Below are 18,421 nucleotides of genomic sequence, written 5' to 3'. Positions count from 1 at the left end.
AATATCGATTTATCCAAGATAAATAAGGTAAATAATAAGACTGCTTACTAACTTGCCTTCTGGCAGGACGGTGGGGAGTCTTTTTCTATTTTCGGACAGAAGTCATTTCGTTGTTAGCTAGTGAAGCGGGTTGCCCTAAGGTTGAGAACGTGATACAATCATCCTGACGAACGTTCGGAAGGGAAGAGGAATGAATGACAGCATCTCGGATCAAAGAAGTCGCCCTCACGCAATTTGCCTTAAACGGTTATGAAGGAGCGTCGCTTGCAGATATCGCAGCTGAAGTAGGCATCAAAAAACAATCCATTTATACACATTTCAAAGGGAAAGATGAACTTTTCCTAGCTCTTTTTGACGATGTACAGAAGAAGGAATTGAATTTTGTTGTTGATTATCTGGATCGCCATAAAGATCTTTCGATAGATAAGCTTTTGTACCGTTTTCTAATCCAGTATAAAGATTGCTATGAGCAGGACGATAATACCAAGTTTTTCTTACGGGTTGCCTTTTTCCCGCCTTCTCATCTCTATGATGAGATTGTTAAACAAGGATACGCGTATTTGGATACGATCGAAGCGATGTTAATTCCTTTATTTGAACAGGCCATTTCAGCAGGAAGTATCAATAAGGATGTCAGCAGTGATACGGCGGCAGTAGCTTTTCTTGCTGTCCTGGATGGGATGTTTGTCGAGTTATTATTCGGAGGATCGGATCGATCACTCAAAAGACTTGAAGCTTCGTGGTTCGTATTTTGGCGAGGCATTCAAGCGTAAATCAGCAAGGGGGAACTGACACATGAATCGCAATTGGGTTTATATTTTTATTGGTGTTATTTTTGAAGTGATGTGGGTTACAGGTCTGAAGCATGCGGATACCACGCTCATGTGGATAGGCACGATCATCGCTATGTATATTTCTTTTCATCTCGTAATTAGCGCATCTACCAAACTTCCTGTAGGTACTGTGTATGCAGTCTTCACAGGCATGGGGACGGCCGGCACGGTATTAGTGGAGATGCTGCTCTTCGGAGAACCTTTCCGCATGCTTAAAGTATTCCTTATTTTATTGCTTCTATCCGGCGTATTTGGACTTAAATTTGTAACCAAAGAGCAAGATCAGAAAGGAGCTGCAGCCTAATGGGGTGGATTTTTCTGACGTTTGCGGGCATGTTCGAAGTTGTTGGTGTCGTGGGTATGAACCAAATTAATAAAGCCAAAACCGTTCGATCCTTTTGTATTTTCATCGTTGGCATCATCATGAGTTTTGGATGTTTAAGTCAAGCGATGAAAACCCTGCCGATGGGTACGTCTTATGCGGTCTGGACGGGGATCGGAACAGTGGGCGGCGCTCTTGTCGGGATGCTGTTCTATGGAGAATCCAGAGACTGGAAACGGATCATGTTCATCGCAATGGTGTTAAGTGCAGCGGTTGGACTGAAATTAATGTCGTGATGTAGATGAACAAGTAAAAGCCAAAAACGAATTCATTCGTAGTTGGCTTTTATTCATTTTAATTCCCATAAATAGTCATAAATAACTTTTTTAAATAGGCGTCTTTGCAGGATCTTCATAAAATTGGGGAAGACTTTAATTATACACGCCTCACTTCTTGTCGAATACCTTATAACTATCATATAATAGTAAATAAATATTTTAATCTAAAGGAATAAACTGATCCAGAAAAGGTGTGTGACAAGGTCGTACCTTGACTTGATGTAGCGTCTAAGCAGGAACGCCTACATCCTTTCTGCAAATCTTAGGGGATAAGGACGGTAAAAATGAGCAACAGAGAAACTAAAACAGATGTCATCTTAATTGGTGCCGGAATCATGAGTGCGACGTTAGGGACAATTCTGAAAGAATTAGTACCGGATTGGGAAATTACTGTGTTTGAGAAGCTCGAAAATGCTGGTGAAGAAAGTTCTAACGAATGGAATAATGCAGGAACAGGGCACGCGGCACTTTGCGAGCTTAATTATACTGTGGAAAAACCTGACGGATCTATAGATATCAGCAATGCGATCAAGATTAATGAACAGTTTCAGCTTTCCATGCAATTCTGGTCTTACCTTGTCAATAACAAGTTGATTGATAACCCACAAGACTTCATCATGCCATTACCGCATATGAGTATGGTGCAAGGGGAACACAATGTTGCTTTTCTAAAGAAACGTTTTGAAGCAATGACTAACAATCCGTTGTTTCAAGGGATGGAATTCTCAGATGATCCTGCCAAATTGATGGAATGGATCCCGCTTATTATTAAAGACCGTCCAATGAATGAATCCATAGCAGCAACGAAAATCGACACCGGCACAGATGTTAACTTTGGCGCTTTAACGCGTATATTGTTTGACCATCTCAAAAGTAAAAATGTCGATATTAAATACAAGCATAGCGTTGATAACATTAAACGTGCTCACGATGGATCGTGGGAATTGAAAATACGCACGGACCGCGGTACAATCGAACGCCATAATGCCAAGTTCGTCTTTATTGGAGGCGGCGGCGGTAGTCTGCATTTACTACAAAAATCCGGTATTCCTGAAGGAAAACACATTGGTGGATTCCCAGTAAGCGGGATTTTCATGGTGTGTAATAATCCGGATGTGGTCGCACAGCATCATGCAAAAGTATACGGTAAAGCGAAGGTTGGAGCTCCGCCAATGTCCGTACCGCATCTTGACACTCGATTTATCGATAACAAAAAATCGTTGTTGTTTGGACCATTTGCAGGTTTCTCACCTAAGTTTCTCAAAACGGGTTCCATGTTCGACTTGGTCACTTCGGTTAAACCGAATAACCTCGTAACGATGTTATCGGCTGGTGCCAAAAATATGTCATTAACGAAATATTTGGTCGAGCAAGTGATGTTGTCCAAAGAAAAACGTATGGAAGAGTTACGTGAGTTTATTCCGAGCGCAAAAACAGAAGATTGGGATCTTGTCGTAGCTGGACAACGTGTACAAGTTATCAAGGATACGGAAGCTGGCGGCAAAGGTACACTTCAATTCGGTACAGAAGTTATCAGTTCCGCAGATGGCTCCATTGCAGCCTTACTCGGTGCGTCGCCGGGTGCATCAACCGCTGTTCATGTCATGCTAGAAGTGATTAAGAAATGCTTCCCGCAGCACATGAAAGAGTGGGAACCGAAAATTAAAGAGATGATCCCGTCTGTTGGCAAATCACTCATGAATAATCCAGATTTGCTGGAAGAAATCCACACTTCAACGGCCGAGACACTTGGCCTCAATGGAAAAGAGTTAGTTTCTAGTAACTAGCTCAATCAATAGTACATCTTGAATCAAGTCCGCTTTTATCAGGTGGGCTTTTTTCTTTATGAGATGACAGGCATGGCTGGCAGCTTCAATATGGTGCGTGAGCGGAAGATTTGCAACACGTATAACCTATGTGTGAAAATGAAGAGCAAGGTAAGTCAAATAGATCGTGTGATCTGATGGAGGTACATACATGAAGAAGCTGCGCTGTGCGATTTTAGATGACTATCAGCAAGTGGCATTAAACATTGCGGATTGGTCTCAGATAAGTGACAAGGTGGAAGTCAAAAGTATTGAACGGCATATCGATCAACCGGAAGAATTGATCGAACAAATCGCCGATTGTGACATTGTCGTGATCATGCGCGAAAGAACCCCTTTCCGCGAATCGCTTCTCGCTCAACTGCCTCAACTGAAGCTATTAATTACGACAGGGATGCGCAATCCGTCCATTGACACGGCCGCAGCAGCATCGCGAGGCATAACCGTATGTGGAACGGGAGGCGCAGGTAATGCAACGGCAGAACTCACGTGGTCGTTAATTTTGGGGCTTGCTCGTAACATCGTACAGGAGCACAACGCGATACGTAATGGACAGTGGCAAAGCACGCTTGGCACCGATTTATATGGGAAGACACTTGGCGTGCTAGGACTTGGCAAATTGGGAAGTAAAATTGCCAAATTTGGTCAAGCGTTCGGCATGGATGTCATCGCATGGAGCGAGAATTTAACCAAAGAACGGGCTGACGAAATTGGTGTGCGATTAGCCGATTCGAAAGAGGAGCTACTTGAAAGAAGCGATTTTGTGTCCATTCATCTTGTCTTGAGCGACAGGACGAGAGGCTTGATCGGTGCCGAAGAACTCAAAAGAATGCGCGCTTCAGCGTATCTAATCAATACGTCTCGGGCTCCGATTGTGAATCAGACAGCGCTTGCGGAGGCTTTGCAGAACGGCTGGATCGCTGGCGCCGCGGTAGATGTTTTCGAGCAGGAACCGCTGCCGAAAGACGATATCTACCGAACACTTCCAAATCTTCTCACGACGCCGCATATCGGATATGTATCGAGAGCGAACTATGAAGCTTTTTATCGAGATGCGATTGAAGATATTGAAGCTTTTCTCTCCGGATCGCCGGTACGAACTTTGTCTTAATGGATAGGTAGGAGTTAGAGTTAGGTCTAAGTTGCAAAGTTTTTATTTAACCCTAATAAGCCAGGCATGGTGGTGTAGAAGCCACTTGTCTGGTTTTTTTTCATGCTGAAAATCCGGTTTGACTTGGAGCAATCTCGAAGTGGTACATTATGTAGAGCACCTGCTGGAGAATTTGGTGACACCAGAAATTTAAAGGAGAGTTATCTTGGAACAACAACCACATTTAGCAGTAATAACGGGAGGAAGTCGAGGGTTGGGACGAAATGCAGCTCTTGCTCTAGCCCATAAAGGAAACGACGTTATCATCACTTATCATAGTCAGCAAGCACAGGCCGAATCACTCGTACTAGAGGTAGAGGCATTGGGACGGAAAGCGGTCGCTATTCAGTTAGATGCCGGTCGTACGGCTTCATTCGATGGATTCAAGGACGAGCTTCTGAACGTAATTCAGCAAAACTGGCAGCGAGAAGACTTCGATTATCTAATTAATAATGCGGGTTTCGGTCTTTATGCTTCCATTGCCGATACGACGGAAGAACAGTTTGACGATCTGATGAATGTACATGTGAAAGGCGTGTTCTTCTTAACGCAGAAGTTGATGCCTCATTTGGCGGATCATGGCGCGATTATTAATGTCTCTACTGGACTGACGCGCTTCACGATCGCCGGAAGTGCTGCGTATGCCGCGATGAAAGGCGCCGTTGAAGTGCTGACCAAATACATGGCGAAGGAACTCGGCGCTAGAGGGATTCGCGTCAACACGATCGCCCCAGGAGCCATTGCGACAGATTTCGGCGGTGGACGACTTAGAAACAGCGAAGAGATGCAAGGCTTCATCGCGGGACAAACCGCGTTGGGTAGAACTGGGGAAGCTGATGATATCGGATGCGTCATCGCGGCACTCTGCTCACCTGAGACAGGTTGGGTGAATGCGCAGCGAATTGAGGCTTCGGGTGGTATGTTTTTGTGAAAGTTGAAAAGAAACAACGCGTGCTGATCATCTTCCAGCACGCGTTGTTTTTATTTTTCATTTACTCGAACTATTTTTAAGACAATTAATTCTGAATTTTCTTCAAGTTCAGCATCCAACATGAGTTGTGCTTTATTTTTCAGTTATGGCGTTTCAAAAACTATTTTGGTTTGGTTTCAATCTCTTCAGATTACGTTGCTCATCCAATAGGCGTACCATATATGTTCGGACGTGCTCCAACTGAGGCGTAGCATAGGCAGGGTGCGCGAGATTAATCGTTTCCAACGGATCATCGGTTATGTTGTACAATTCGAATTCCTCTGGAACAGGGATGGTTTTGCAGGTAACCTGACAAGGGGGAGAAGTTGTTTGATTTGGAGCAGCGCATATATCCCCAAAAAGCTGAAGCGTGACATCCCGTACACCCGGTACGCTCCAGAATTGATCGTTGTCAAAGTAACGTGTAAATTTCCATTGCTGATTAGGAAAGCCTGGCTGTCCGGGTATATCAGTGATAATCGTCTCTATGTGGTTGGGCTGGACGACAGAGGCGTAAGGTTTGCCTAAGGGGTTGAATTGATGCTGGCCACGTGTTATTTCGTCATCCGTCATGAAATAAACCGGTTCTCTGGGGAAGATGGCGTCCCCATGCTCTCTGTTGCCGAGTAAGAATGGCGATAGATCACGGCCAACGAAGGGGCGGACTTCGCTAAAGCTTCGTTGTAACCGGTTTTGAGTCTCAGCAATATCTGTACCTGCGAGTCCTAGCATTGTAGGAACTAGATCAACATGTGAGGTAAGCTCTGTAAAGTTTACCTTTTTCGGGAAGAGGGTCTTGCTGTGAATAAGGAATGGCACGTGCAGAACTTCTTCGTAGGCGCAGTACATTTTCTGGTGCAGGTTGCCGTGAGCGCCAAGTAAATCGCCGTGATCTGATGTGAAAATAACAATGGTCTCGTCACTAAACGATGAACGATCCAGTGCTTCTAAAACCTTCATGATTTGCGCATCGACATTTTTTTGCAATTGATAATAAAGCTTTCGATAAAACACCGCATTCACGATAGGCTGGATGGCGATTGGATAGGTATCCCGGTAGCTGGCCTGGCATCGCGGCTTAGTATGCAGCAATTCGCCGATCGTTGGAGGTGGCGGGACGTCCGGCATGGGATCGACTTCAAAATGAAACATGTTCGGTAAATTGGCGGTCAGTGTACCATATAGGGTGATATCATGCGGATTAACAAATGAGGCGACGACGAGCCATGGCTTTGCTTCAGAGTCGGCACTTTTCTGATGATCCAACGCTTCGATCAGTTGAACAGCCTCGGCACTATATACAATGTCTCTGCCGCTTAAACCTGTAGCTGCAGATGAAGCAGAATTACGTGGATTACGGCCATGCGGTTCGGGACCGATCCAAGAGGAAAAGCCGAAGGCATCTAGAGGGTCAGCAGACAAGTAAAGCTGTTCACGTTGTGGATTTGGTATCCCCGTATTAGGATCATAGCTAGGCATATCATCATGCGTTCCTGGCACCAGGATGTCTTCATATGAAATATGCCATTTCCCTTTGTAATAGGTTTGATATCCAGCTTCGCGAAAGTAATTGCCCATTGTTGGCACTGTATTCGGCGGTAACCAGAACATATCAGAATCGAAAGCATTCTTTGCAATGCCGTTCGTTTGTGAGACACCATGGAGTGACGGGTATTGACCGGTAAACATCGTAGCCCGGCTTGGGCAGCAAGCAGCACTTCCGATATAGTGACGGTGAAGTTCGACGCTATTCGCACGTAATTTCTCGTGGGCGGGAAGATTGGCGAGCCGCCAAGTGCTAATCTCAGGGCTTTCATACTTGGGAGGATAGCGCTCTTCATCAACAACGATGAGTAGAAAGTTCGGTTTATTTAACATGAATACACCCCCGAATAACTATTTTAAACCTAGATGTATGCGGGGAAGGTCATCGCCATGCTGATTATCATTGTTGTGTTGGGTTTAATCTCCATGGTGACATGTACTTGCAGACAGCATAGAACCTCCTATATAATTTAAAAGGGTAAGGGAGGCGGTAAATATGGCAAATCAATTTGCCGGAATAAGAAGCGACTCATGCAGAGCCTTTCATTAGGGCGATCTTTGCATGGGGTGATTCGTGAGTAGTAATCGCCCGAGAAAATGTAATCGTTTCTAAGCATGAGGCTTTGCAGCTTATTTTATTTTGAAATTAAAATAAGGGGCTGTAAGCTATGAATCAACCATTCATTAGAAACCACCATTACAACGAAATTAAGAAACAAATCGGTCAGTTACAAAATACGTGTAACTCCGTTTCCGATTCGAAAGTCGTCAAAGCAGTTCGCAACGATACAGAGGTCAAGCTAAACGAATTAATTTCGGATGCAACTGATGATCAAAAGCAATTGCTGAGTAATCTGGAACAGTTGCAAACGTCAGCAGATTTTCAGCGTTATATGCATGCCTTAGAGCCTTATTTAGCAGAGGAATATGCACAGGTGTCGGACAATCAGTTGAAGAAATTATTTCCTAAGCATAAGAAATTGAAATTACCCGATCTTACGGGCAGCACGTATAGATTCGCGACATATCTGGGATGGACCGATCAGGCAGCGAATAAAATGTTCATTGTTTATGATCTCAAAGGTAAGCTCATTGGTATCGAAGGAAGGTATACGCCGACGAATAAGAAAGGTGTATGCTTCGTATGTAATCGACATGCGGAGGTTGCATTATTCATGGCAACGACCAAGTGGAAACCAGCAGGGGCATCGCCAGATTATTACAGAGCTATTGGTAATTATTTGTGCGTTAACAGTGAGGTTTGCAACAAGAATATCACAGATGTCGACACATTGGAGAAATTCATTCATGGCGTGTTAGTCGGTCCATAATTAGGCCGCTAAGCCTGATCATAAAGAGTTTTTGTCTAAAAATAACGAATATGTAATATCATGATGAAACGGCAGCCGATACGGGCTGCCGTTTTTATTATTCAAATTCAGGCTAAGACTTTAAAACAGGCTTACATTAGCTGTCATTTGTCCATGCATTTCAAGTGCCGTTGCAATACAATAGACCAACTGATAATAGAAGGGAGCGAATGGAATGGGTTATGCTGCGGAAGGTTGTTATGGTGGTGGAGTTTCAAGTACGGCAGTTATCTTAGTTCTCTTCATTCTTTTAGTCATTATTACCAGCGCTTTTGTATGGTAATGAATTGACAAATCATGATGATATTACATGAAAGGAGTGATTGTCTATTATGGGATATGAAGCAGGTGTAGGTTCTAGCGCAGCGGCGATACTGGTTCTCTTTATTTTATTGGTCATTATTACAATGACTTTTGCTATATAATTCGTAGAATTAGATTATCTTTTTAAATTAAATCCACAGCTTATGGCTGTGGATTTATTAATGAAGAAGTGTGATGAGAGGAAGTGTGAGTGACATGAAGCAAATGAAGTACAAATCGACAAGCCGATCGAAACGTGTGAAAATTGCACAAACAACAGCTCAAATTAAAGATGTTATGGATAAAGTACCGGTTCTTATAGGTTTAAAGGATGGCAGTGTCTACTATGGCTTTATTCGGGATCTCCAAGGTCAAGATATTCTGTTTGAAGGAGTGAAAGGAAATAAACCTCCCCGCAGAAGTTCATCCAAGGGCAAAGCAAACATTTCAAGTTTGGGTGGGCTAGGTGGGCTAGCTGGCTTATTCGGCAACTCGGGTTCGGGTGGCTCTGGTGGTTTAGGAGGTTTGGGAGGACTACTGGGTGGTTTAGGAGGAAGCGGCGGTGGAGGCTTATTCGGGAATTTGGGTGGTTTTATGAAAATAGGTATGGGAATGCTTAAATTCATTATGCCTCTGATGAGCGGCTTTGGCATATGACAATACAGGACTAGAACAAGTCGGCGTACATCGCGGGCTTTTTTTTCATTTATGTTTATATATATAGCAGCTTGGTTAAATTTTCAGAGTAGAGTGATATAATACATAGGAAGCGAATGGAGGTTTTCTCATGTTAAAATCGTATCGGTTGAACAAAGATGAAAAGATTAAGCTGGACAACTTTGATCCCAGCGACACAGGCGACTTCAAGAACAAGGAAGAGATCCATGATGAGTTTGAAAAAATGGAGCGGAAGCTTAGCGAGATACAGGACAAGCTTTTCGCTGCCAAAACAAACGGTGTGCTCATCCTTTTCCAAGGAATGGACTGCAGCGGCAAGGATGGCGTCATCAAGAAGGTGCTTTCCAACTTGAATCCACAAGGCTTTCGAGCGGAGAGCTTCAAGAAGCCAACACTAGAGGAGTCTTCTCACGATTTCTTGTGGCGGTCTCATAAGCTTATTCCAGCTAAAGGATTCATCACTGCCTTCAACAGGTCTTATTACGAGGACGTATTGATTACCCGCGTTCATGGCATGATTCAGGAGGAGGAAGCAGAGGCTCGACTGAATCATATCCGACATTTCGAGAAAATGCTTTCGGACAGCGGAGTTCTACTAATCAAAATCTATTTGCATATTTCACCTGAATTTCAGCTTGAGAAAATCCGTGAAAGATTAGAAAACCCTGAAAAGCTCTGGAAATTTGATCCAAGTGATCTTGAGGAACGCCGCTATTGGGACCAATACGTGGATGCTTATGAAGATGTCTTCAAGCACACAGCAACCAAAATTTGCCCTTGGTATATCGTACCGGCCAACGAGCGATGGTTCCGCGATTATTTAGTGCTTCGGATTATTCTTCATGCGATAGAGAAGCTGGACCTAGATTACCCGAAAGTGGATTTAGAAGTGGAAACGCTGTTGAAACAGCTTCACGAGGGAAGTAAAAAAAGCCCGTTGTAATCCAACGGGCCGTATTCGAACGGCAACTGGTTCAGGCCATATATGGCCTAGGAAATTAGTCTGCCTTTATGGAGAGACTTCATATCTTTATTGGAGTTGGAAATGATAGGGAGCATTTTCAAGCTGCTAATCATGGGAGAAAGGCATTGATGGCAAGTTGGAACGTACTCGAATGAGAAATTGTCCCGAATCCACCCTTTACACGATTCATTCTTACATGCCCAGACTTTCGTGTTTTCCTGAATGAGATCCTCAACCGATTTTCTGCGAAAATACATCGTTAACGCCTCCTCTAATAAAAAAACTGCCCTTAACACTTGTTAAGGACAGTTCACTGTGTGAATTACAGTTTTACAACATTTTCGGCTTGTGGACCGCGGTTACCTTGAGCTACATTAAATTCAACGCGTTGACCTTCGTCCAACGATTTGAAGCCATCTCCTTGAATCGCGGAGAAATGAACAAATACGTCATTTCCGCCTTCCATTTCAATAAATCCAAAACCTTTCTCTGCGTTAAACCATTTCACTGTTCCTGTTTCCATAATATAAATACCTCCAAATTATTATTTAACATGCTTTTTTAAACAAAAAAAATCACACATTAAAAAAGGTACCATTGCACAAATGATCACTTTTTTAATATGTGAGTTTATGTCAAAGCTGTTTATGCGAGAATCATAGCACACAAAACCGTGATAAGCAAATTAGTTTTGTTTTTCCTTAGAGGGTATGACAACTGTCATACCCTCTATATGATGTTTATGACTGCAACGAAATGAAGGGGTTATCTATAATGGGGATAGGATACAGCAACTAGCGAATTGGCTAATGAGTCCTGCGTATCATATCGAGGAGGAACTTATACAATGACACAATCCACACTAACCCATTTAAAAAAACAGGTTGCCCCTTATGAAAAATCAAATACGAGAGCAAGCATCAAACAGCTAATCAACACATTAGGACCTTTAATTGTCCTTTGGTTTGCCGCTTATCTAAGCCTGTCGGTATCCTATTGGCTTACATTACCGATTACCATTCTTGCATCCGGTTTCGTTATACGGACGTTTATCATATTCCATGATTGTTGTCATCAGTCTTTCTTCAAAAACCGAAAAGCTAACGATATTTTAGGTACAATAACAGGTATCCTTACACTTTTCCCTTATCAGCAATGGAAAAATAGTCATTCTATCCATCATGCAACGAGCAGTAACCTGGAGAAACGCGGAACTGGTGATATGTGGGTGCTAACGGTCGATGAGTATGCGACATCTTCCTTTTGGGTCCGAGCAGCGTATCGGTTCTATCGGAATCCATTTGTCATGTTTGGACTAGGTCCCATCGCTTTGTTTCTAATTACCAACCGATTTAACACAAAGGGTGCCAAACGCAAAGAAAGAATGAGTACTTACTTGACGAATGTTTCTATCCTTGCTGTATATGGATTACTGATCTGGGCAATTGGTTGGCAGTCGTTCGTTCTGATCCAAGCTCCGCTTATGTTTGCAGCTGGCTTAATGGGAATTTGGTTATTTTATGTGCAGCATCAGTTTGAAGATTCTTATTTTGAGAATGAGGATGAGTGGAGTTATGTGAAAGCTGCGGTAGATGGAAGTTCTTACTACAAGCTTCCTAAGTTATTGCAATGGATAACAGGGAATATCGGATTTCACCATGTACATCATTTGAGTCCAAAGGTGCCAAATTATAATTTAGAGAAAGCGCATAATGCAACTCCGCCGCTTCAAAAAGCAACAACGATTACTCTCAGCACGAGTTTGAAATCACTACGTTTCCGTCTATGGGATGAGCGTAATAAAACGTTTGTTGGTTATACAAATAAAAAAGTGTTGTCTAAGGATGCTGAACAAGACCCCGTGACGAACAAAATAAAATCGCGTAAAACGAGCTTACTAGGGCAATAAATACTTCGTTTCAAGTTTATGCTAAAATAGAAGTAAATCTATGTTAAAGAAATCGAGGCCAAACGGACTATGCAAAAGTGGTATCAAATTTTTCACAAAAACACCGGTCTTAGTCCGTATGTATGGGTTGTCTTTTACATTCTTCCTTTTTATTTCATTTATCGTTCTACCGATATGTACCATATTGTCATTGGCACATTCATGATTATCGTATTTTTTAGCTGCTACGTGCTTTCCTTCGTATCTAAAGGTTGGATCGTGTATTTTTGGTCAAGCGTTCAAATTATCATTTCGATCGTTATGGCCTTAGTTTTCAGCTATGTTTATTTCTCACTGTTTCTGGCCTTTTTTATTGGTACGATGAAAAGTAAAGCTGGGTTTATCACGTTGTACTGCGTACATTTAGTGACCACGATTGTAGCGATTAACTATGGATTGGTCACGCAGAATCCGGTGTTTTTCACACAGCTGCCTTTTATCATAATTAGCGTTATAGGTGTTATTCTGCTTCCCGTCACCACGTACAACCGAAACCGGAGTGAGAAGTTGCAGGTACAGCTAGAGGATGCCAATAAGCGGATCTCGGAGCTGGTCAAGCTGGAGGAACGCCAAAGAATCGCCCGCGACTTACACGATACGTTGGGTCAGAAATTGTCGTTAATTGGGTTAAAGAGTGATTTAGCTGGGAAATTAATGAGCAAAAATCCGACACAAGCACTCATTGAAATTAATGATGTGCGACAGACGGCTAGAAGCGCATTAAAGGAAGTTCGCGAAATCGTGACTCAAATGCGCGGTGCGAGACTAGTCGATGAAATGTTTCGTATCAAACAGATTTTGAAGGCTGCAGAGATCGAACTCATCGTAGAAGGCGATCCTAAGCTGACGAATACGTCTCTGATCAATGAGCATGTGTTGAGTATGTGTTTGAAGGAATCGGTTACGAATATTATTAAGCACAGCAGTGCTACGACTTGTACCATATCCATCGAACCTTCACCAAGTGATCTTGTTATCAAGGTTGGAGACAATGGGATCGGGATGACGAAGGAGTGCCTTGTTTTACTCGGAAATGGATTGCGGGGCATGAAAGAACGGCTGGAGTTCATTAACGGATGTATGGAAATCGTTTCAGATCAGGGAACATTGATCGTTATCAAAGTGCCGAATGCGATCGTACCATCAGAAAGGGAGGCGAGGATATGATTCGAATTGTGATTGCCGAGGACCAACGGATGCTTCTTGGCGCCCTTGCTTCCTTGCTGGATTTGGAAGAAGATATGCAAGTCGTTGGCAAAGCAAGTAATGGCGAGGATGCTGTGAAGTTGGTTAAGCTGCACAAACCAGATATTTGTATCATGGACATCGAGATGCCGATCATGAACGGGTTAGATGCTGCGGAAGAACTGAAGGGATTAGGTTGTAAGATCATTATACTGACCACTTTTGCCAGATACGGATATTTTGAACGAGCGGTGAAAGCGGGAGCCAATGGTTATTTGTTGAAAGACAGCCCAAGCGAGGAATTGGCTACGTCCATTCGGAGTGTTATGGCTGGCCGCCGAATCTACGCCACAGAACTAGTAGATGAAGCGTATAACGAAGAAAGTCCTTTAACCGAGAGGGAAAAGGAAGTACTCATTCTGATTGCTGACGGTAAGAATACGAAGGAAATCGCGGATCACATGTATATAACACGAGGTACCGTGCGTAATTATGTATCAGTTATCCTCGATAAACTCAATGTCAGTAACCGAATTGAGGCTATTATGCGTTTCAAAGAGAAGGGCTGGTTCAAATGACTGAACCTAGATCAGCTAGTCAGGAAACATAGCGTGGAAATTGTTAAAATCATGAAAAAACGTCACCTCTAAGGCAATGTCATTAAGTTAAGGTTTATCTTAATGACATTGACCTCTGAGGTGGCGTTTTTCTTTTCAGTATCGAAAGCTAACATGGGGGACATTCTAATAATCTGATTTTAAATAAGAATATCCCGTCTTAAAAGTCAAATGTACCTAGGAGATGAAATGAAAATCATTGCCATTTTAAGTATTTGTTTTGTTTTGTTGCAGCCTGCGGCTCACGCTGCCCCTAAGAAAGACCGAGCCTATTATGAGGGACGCGGAGATGTCGTTTGGGAAATACCAACCAGCGAAAAAAAGATAGCTCTAACGTTTGACGATGGTCCGGATCCAGCGGATACGCCTCTTATTTTGGATTTACTGAAGCAATATAATGCGAAAGCAACCTTTTTCGTCATAGGCAACAAAGTTGAAAAATACCCAGACATCGCACGAAGAGAAGTGCTGGAAGGTCACGAAATTGCCAATCATACATATAGCCACAAGTATTTCAGGAAAAATATACCTAGCGAAACCATTCAAAAAGAAATCCTTGATGCTGAAAATGCCATTATTCAAGCGACCTCAGTAAAGCCAAGGTTATTCCGTCCTCCAGGTGGATTTTATAATGAGAACGTCATCCATGTTTCAAAAAACGCAGGCAATTTGGTTATCATGTGGTCATGGCATCAGGATACAGAGGATTGGCAAACGCCAGGTATATACAAAATTGTGAATAAGGTTTCGAAAAATACCAGAAACGGTGATATCATTTTATTTCATGATTATGTGGAGGGGAAAACCCAAACCATTGCAGCTTTGAAGCAAATCCTTCCACTATTAAAAGAAAGAGGATACGAATTCGTTACGGTTTCAGAATTGCTAACCTATCGCAACTCGACAAGCGTTGACAATACGAATCCAATTAAATAAGTTAGGCTTGTAATTGCACGACTTTCTGGCGTCGTCGACTCATTAATACCAAGGACAAGGCAAGTAACGTGAGAATAATACCAAGCATGCGGAATCCTATAAAGCTGAAATGACCTCCCATTACGATGCTTATCAATAGTGACGATAGGATGGTTCCAAGATATCTGGACGTATTAAATAAACCTGATGCAACGCCGATTATTTCTTTGGGGCAACTTTGGAATAAGGCGGCTTGCATTCCTACATTGTTCAACCCATTGCTGATTCCGAATGCAGCCAAAGCCAAGCACACGCTGATAACCGGTGAAGTTTGATTTAGCGTCACCAGCCACACCGAGCCGCCTGTCATCAGAATAGCGGACATCAGAAGTGCCGGCCTAGGCCCTGATTTATCAATCCATCGACCTGCTATGGGGGAAGTAACTAGTGAGCACAAACCTAAACTCAACATGAGCAATCCTGTTTGGAACTCACTGACATGACGCACCACTTGCAAGTAGGATGGAATTCCGAAAAAGAGAGAGTAATAAAGGATGTTAACGAGCATGAATTCGACGTTAACCCGCGTCATTGCAGGATATTTGGCGAATGCGCGTAACGGGATAAAAGGTGACTTGATTTGTAATTCATGTCGTACGAATGCTCCTAAGGCAACGATGCCCGTCAGACTAATAATGACATTTTGTAGGGTAAGATGCCCCGATGATTTTGCAGAAAGTAATCCAACGAGCAGCGCTACGAGACCTACAGTAAATAATAGGATCCCAACTGCATCAATTAGTTCCATGCATGTTCGAAAAGACATGTTTCGTGTATGGGATGCTTGCGGTTCGTCCTTAGGGATCGTCCTCCACGCGAGTAGAAAGCTAGCCAACATAACCGGAATATTGACGAAAAAGATAGCGGGCCAATGCCACCAATGTATGAGCATCCCGCCAATAAAGGGACCAATTGCGGCAGCTCCCGAGAGAAATATGGACAAAACGGACAATGCTGTTGCCTGTTTCTCTGTAATATGAATTCGAATAATGGCCATTCCAACCCCAACCATCATGCTTGTTCCAATGGATTGCACAATTCGGAACACAATTAGCCAACTAAAGTTTGGTGAGAATGGCGCTAATAGGGACGCTAGGAAAGCAACAATGATCCCGCTAAGAAATATTTTTCTGCGACCGAATAAATCACTGGCCTTTCCCATGACGGGTTGAGCGATACTGCTTGCAATATAGAATGAAAATATAATCCAGGATACACTTGTTAGATCAAGATGAAACACATTTTGCAGACTTGGCATAGCAACAGATATCATCGAAGAATTTAATGGGTTCAATAGAATCCCTAGACCAACTGCAATCATCAACCACCAGCTACGAGCACTCATTATAGGTCCCCCTAAATCGTTATAATGTTATCGTAAATGAAATCACTTATTCATTCCAACGCATTTCATGTTATAATCTTATTGATTTGAAGGAATGAATGGGGGCGCGGAATGGAACTTCTTCAGCTGCACTATTTTCTAGCGGTAGCTCGTGTGGAACATGTCACTGAGGCTGCGCGCAGTCTGCATGTTACGCAATCGTCACTAAGTAAGACCATTCAGCGATTGGAGGATGATCTTGGTGTTCCCCTATTCGATCGAATAGGGAGGAAGCTGCGACTGAATGAGTTCGGCGTGCGGTTCCTTCACCGTGCAGAAAGGGCATTGTTCGAACTGGACCAGGGAAAACAGGAGCTTCGCGATATGTCGAGTCCAGATCAGGGCACGCTTGAATTGGCAGTGACCGCAGCTAGTACGTTGCCCAATATTCTTCGCGCGTTTAGGAAAAAGCGGCCTCATATTCAATTTCATGTTCAAATGTTGACCACGCAAGAAATGGTGACGCTTCTTCATCGAGGTGAGGTTGATTTCTGCTTATCGTCACCTCCTATTGAGAGCGATGACATCGCATGTCAAATTGTTTATAGGGATCCCATCCTTATCGCTGTTCCGAAGGGGCATCGGTTGGCAGCTCAAAGCCATGTATCATTGATACAACTAAAGGATGAATGGTTCGTTGGTGTAAAAAGAGGTTACGGTACGCGCGATTTAACGGATTCGATATGCAAAGCCGTGGGATTTGAACCGCAATATGTGTATGAGGGAGATGAACCCGCAAGGCTTAGCGCCCTTGTGGAAGCCGAAATTGGCATAGCTTTCATGCCTAGCACGGCAAAGAATATGCGAGAAGATATCTCATATCTCCAAGTAGATGGTCATGAATTGGTTCGTGAAATAGCCTTATTATGGCACAAGAGTCGATATATGTCGCAGGTTGCGCTGGAGTTCCGTGAGGTAGTTGTCGCCTATTTTGAAGCGATGCACGAAGAAACAACGTAAGGAAAAGAAATTCAGGTTCATATTGAAATGCCGTCCTTGAAGGGGCGGCTTTTTGCGTATACGTTTCAATTCCATGGCGAATGTGAGGGTCCAAGGTGACTGCAAAAGCGTTCCCAATTGTTCACATCACGCGAAATGGGTTTCTATGTATTTTAAGAAAAGTAAAAATTTGGGGGTATGTTCTTTAATCTGTTGAGTAGTTATGTATGCGCTTACCTCCTATAATAATCTACGTAGGGAGGAGGTGACAGTCAGAACTACACGTCATATAACACGGGATACATAGTGCTTAATCTAAGAGAACATTCAAGTCGTACGTAGGTAATTAGTGACAATTTGAAAAATTTGAGGAGGTAAACTATGTTTAAACGGAATAAGAAATTCTTGACTTTGATTATGGCTGCTTCGATTAGTTGTACGAGCTTGTTTGCAGTAACTGCCAATGCGGCGACGGACTACTGGCAGAATTGGACAGATGGCGGCGGGACTGTTAATGCTACGAATGGATCTGGCGGCAACTATAGTGTTTCTTGGTCGAATAGCGGTAATTTCGTTGTTGGTAAAGGCTGGAATACCGGTTCACCATCGAGGACGATTAACTATAATGCCGGCGTTTGGTCGCCATCGGGTAATGGCTATTTGTCTCTGTATGGATGGACGAGAAACTCACTTATCGAATACTACGTCGTTGATAGTTGGGGGACCTATCGACCTACTGGCACATATAAAGGTACCGTGACCAGTGACGGAGGGACATATGACATTTATACGGCTACACGAACCAATGCACCTTCTATAGACGGCACTGCAACATTCACTCAGTTCTGGAGTGTTCGACAGTCGAAGAGAGCAACTGGCAGCAATGTCGCTATTACGTTTAGCAACCACGTTAACGCATGGAAGAACTTAGGCATGAACTTAGGAAGTAGTTGGACTTATCAAATATTAGCGACTGAGGGATATCAAAGCAGTGGAAGCTCTAATGTAACTGTGTGGTAATAGGTCGCTGAATGATTACAATTACTAAAGCTAGCCGGTCTAACAGCCGGCAGC

Annotated in this window: 21 protein-coding genes; 17 read left to right on the top strand and 4 right to left on the bottom strand. The window is 43.2% G+C overall.

The window, feature by feature from the left end; genetic code table 11:
- Window positions 1–194: 194 nt before the first annotated feature.
- The 7 genes from A8709_RS17735 (at window position 195) to A8709_RS17710 (ending at window position 5,400) form a co-directional block, all read left to right on the top strand.
- Window positions 195–773, top strand: a complete 579-nt coding sequence (locus A8709_RS17735) for a TetR/AcrR family transcriptional regulator (protein WP_065853689.1) — start codon at window positions 195–197, stop codon at window positions 771–773.
- Window positions 774–795: 22 nt separating this feature from the next.
- On the top strand, window positions 796–1,137 hold the full coding sequence (locus tag A8709_RS17730; RefSeq protein ID WP_065853688.1) for a DMT family transporter: 342 nt from the start codon (window positions 796–798) through the stop codon (window positions 1,135–1,137).
- Entirely contained in the window at window positions 1,137–1,451 is a 315-nt protein-coding gene (locus A8709_RS17725; protein ID WP_065853687.1) for a DMT family transporter, read from the top strand. The genes A8709_RS17730 and A8709_RS17725 overlap by 1 nt, the downstream gene beginning before the upstream one ends.
- Before the next feature lie 326 nt (window positions 1,452–1,777).
- Window positions 1,778–3,280, top strand: coding sequence for a malate:quinone oxidoreductase (locus tag A8709_RS17720; protein ID WP_065853686.1), 1,503 nt, complete (start codon window positions 1,778–1,780; stop codon window positions 3,278–3,280).
- An 18-nt stretch (window positions 3,281–3,298) separates the two neighbouring features.
- Entirely contained in the window at window positions 3,299–3,457 is a 159-nt protein-coding gene (locus A8709_RS34655) for a hypothetical protein (RefSeq protein WP_167357118.1), read from the top strand.
- A gap of 13 nt (window positions 3,458–3,470) precedes the next feature.
- Window positions 3,471–4,430, top strand: a complete 960-nt coding sequence (locus A8709_RS17715) for a D-2-hydroxyacid dehydrogenase family protein (RefSeq protein ID WP_065853685.1) — start codon at window positions 3,471–3,473, stop codon at window positions 4,428–4,430.
- Between the two features lie 205 nt (window positions 4,431–4,635).
- Window positions 4,636–5,400 (top strand): SDR family NAD(P)-dependent oxidoreductase, encoded by a 765-nt coding sequence (locus A8709_RS17710; protein ID WP_208607700.1) that lies wholly within the window; start codon window positions 4,636–4,638, stop codon window positions 5,398–5,400.
- Window positions 5,401–5,553: 153 nt separating this feature from the next.
- Here A8709_RS17710 and A8709_RS17705 read toward each other — a convergent pair whose 3' ends face one another.
- Window positions 5,554–7,317: a sulfatase family protein gene (locus A8709_RS17705; RefSeq protein WP_065853683.1), complete on the bottom strand. Its 1,764-nt coding sequence runs from the start codon at window positions 7,315–7,317 to the stop codon at window positions 5,554–5,556.
- A gap of 335 nt (window positions 7,318–7,652) precedes the next feature.
- Here A8709_RS17705 and A8709_RS17700 point away from each other — a divergent pair, with 335 nt between their 5' ends.
- The 4 genes from A8709_RS17700 to A8709_RS17690 all read left to right on the top strand — a co-directional run bounded on the left by A8709_RS17700 (window position 7,653) and on the right by A8709_RS17690 (window position 10,278).
- Window positions 7,653–8,315, top strand: a complete 663-nt coding sequence (locus tag A8709_RS17700; RefSeq protein ID WP_065853682.1) for a FusB/FusC family EF-G-binding protein — start codon at window positions 7,653–7,655, stop codon at window positions 8,313–8,315.
- Window positions 8,316–8,529: 214 nt separating this feature from the next.
- On the top strand, window positions 8,530–8,637 hold the full coding sequence (gene yjcZ, locus A8709_RS35190) for a sporulation protein YjcZ (RefSeq protein ID WP_084225084.1): 108 nt from the start codon (window positions 8,530–8,532) through the stop codon (window positions 8,635–8,637).
- 236 nt (window positions 8,638–8,873) lie between these two features.
- Window positions 8,874–9,314, top strand: coding sequence for a hypothetical protein (locus A8709_RS34950; protein ID WP_065853681.1), 441 nt, complete (start codon window positions 8,874–8,876; stop codon window positions 9,312–9,314).
- Window positions 9,315–9,444: 130 nt separating this feature from the next.
- On the top strand, window positions 9,445–10,278 hold the full coding sequence (locus tag A8709_RS17690; RefSeq protein WP_065853680.1) for a PPK2 family polyphosphate kinase: 834 nt from the start codon (window positions 9,445–9,447) through the stop codon (window positions 10,276–10,278).
- Between the two features lie 47 nt (window positions 10,279–10,325).
- Here A8709_RS17690 and A8709_RS17685 read toward each other — a convergent pair whose 3' ends face one another.
- Together A8709_RS17685 and A8709_RS17680 are read right to left on the bottom strand one after the other, a co-directional pair.
- Entirely contained in the window at window positions 10,326–10,556 is a 231-nt protein-coding gene (locus tag A8709_RS17685) for a cold-shock protein (RefSeq protein WP_065853679.1), read from the bottom strand.
- 65 nt (window positions 10,557–10,621) lie between these two features.
- Window positions 10,622–10,822 (bottom strand): cold-shock protein, encoded by a 201-nt coding sequence (locus tag A8709_RS17680; RefSeq protein ID WP_056625586.1) that lies wholly within the window; start codon window positions 10,820–10,822, stop codon window positions 10,622–10,624.
- Window positions 10,823–11,146: 324 nt separating this feature from the next.
- Here A8709_RS17680 and desA point away from each other — a divergent pair, with 324 nt between their 5' ends.
- The 4 genes from desA (at window position 11,147) to A8709_RS17660 (ending at window position 14,985) form a co-directional block, all read left to right on the top strand.
- A complete protein-coding gene (gene desA / locus A8709_RS17675; RefSeq protein WP_065853678.1) occupies window positions 11,147–12,208 on the top strand; it encodes a Delta(5) desaturase DesA in 1,062 nt (353 codons plus the stop codon).
- Between the two features lie 69 nt (window positions 12,209–12,277).
- Window positions 12,278–13,414 (top strand): sensor histidine kinase, encoded by a 1,137-nt coding sequence (locus A8709_RS17670; RefSeq protein WP_065853677.1) that lies wholly within the window; start codon window positions 12,278–12,280, stop codon window positions 13,412–13,414.
- Window positions 13,411–14,010, top strand: a complete 600-nt coding sequence (locus tag A8709_RS17665; RefSeq protein WP_065853676.1) for a response regulator transcription factor — start codon at window positions 13,411–13,413, stop codon at window positions 14,008–14,010. The genes A8709_RS17670 and A8709_RS17665 overlap by 4 nt, the downstream gene beginning before the upstream one ends.
- Window positions 14,011–14,238: 228 nt before the next feature.
- Window positions 14,239–14,985 carry a polysaccharide deacetylase family protein gene (locus A8709_RS17660; protein WP_244163235.1) on the top strand — a complete coding sequence of 249 codons (747 nt, stop codon included), beginning with the start codon at window positions 14,239–14,241 and terminating at the stop codon, window positions 14,983–14,985.
- Window position 14,986: 1 nt separating this feature from the next.
- Here A8709_RS17660 and A8709_RS17655 read toward each other — a convergent pair whose 3' ends face one another.
- On the bottom strand, window positions 14,987–16,369 hold the full coding sequence (locus A8709_RS17655; RefSeq protein ID WP_065853674.1) for an MFS transporter: 1,383 nt from the start codon (window positions 16,367–16,369) through the stop codon (window positions 14,987–14,989).
- A gap of 111 nt (window positions 16,370–16,480) precedes the next feature.
- Here A8709_RS17655 and A8709_RS17650 point away from each other — a divergent pair, with 111 nt between their 5' ends.
- Window positions 16,481–17,368, top strand: coding sequence for a LysR family transcriptional regulator (locus tag A8709_RS17650; protein ID WP_065853673.1), 888 nt, complete (start codon window positions 16,481–16,483; stop codon window positions 17,366–17,368).
- A 360-nt stretch (window positions 17,369–17,728) separates the two neighbouring features.
- Window positions 17,729–18,367 carry a glycoside hydrolase family 11 protein gene (locus A8709_RS17645; RefSeq protein WP_065853672.1) on the top strand — a complete coding sequence of 213 codons (639 nt, stop codon included), beginning with the start codon at window positions 17,729–17,731 and terminating at the stop codon, window positions 18,365–18,367.
- The last annotated feature ends 54 nt before the right edge of the window (window positions 18,368–18,421 follow it).

The organism is Paenibacillus pectinilyticus (assembly GCF_001700435.1).
GTDB lineage: Bacteria > Bacillota > Bacilli > Paenibacillales > NBRC-103111 > Paenibacillus_E > Paenibacillus_E pectinilyticus.
This window is presented reverse-complemented; position numbering and strand designations above follow the sequence as displayed.